This window comes from Microbacterium sp. TWP3-1-2b2, from assembly GCF_049896145.1.
Lineage (GTDB): Bacteria > Actinomycetota > Actinomycetes > Actinomycetales > Microbacteriaceae > Microbacterium.
Window position 1 is genome coordinate 250 of sequence record NZ_JAFCTS010000005.1, and the last position, 358, is coordinate 607.

The window sequence follows — 358 nt, forward strand, 5'->3', positions numbered from 1 at the left end:
TGGCCCTGGCCGTGCTGCTGGCCGGTCTGACCCTGATCTTCCTGATCGCGGTCGTGACCCTGGTCGGTCTTGGCGCCTATTCGGGCGTCGATCTGGATCCCATCGTTTTGGGCGCCCTGTTCATCACCCTGATCCCGACGACGATCGGCGGCCTGATGTCTGCGGTCGGCATCGCCGGCATGGACCGGTTGCTGAAGGTGAACGTGTTGGCCACCTCGGGCCGTGCGGTGGAGGCGGCAGGCGACGTCGACACCCTGCTGCTCGACAAGACCGGCACCATCACCTTCGGCAACCGCATGGCGACCGAAGTCATCCCGGTCCCCGGCGTGCGTCCGGAAGCCGCCTTGGCCGCCGCCGT

1 pseudogene is annotated in these 358 nt (G+C 67.6%); it reads left to right on the forward strand.

Annotation, left to right across the window (positions count from 1 at the left end):
* Nucleotides 1-358: pseudogene (locus ACP7AR_RS17505) on the forward strand (potassium-transporting ATPase subunit B); the annotation flags it as partial.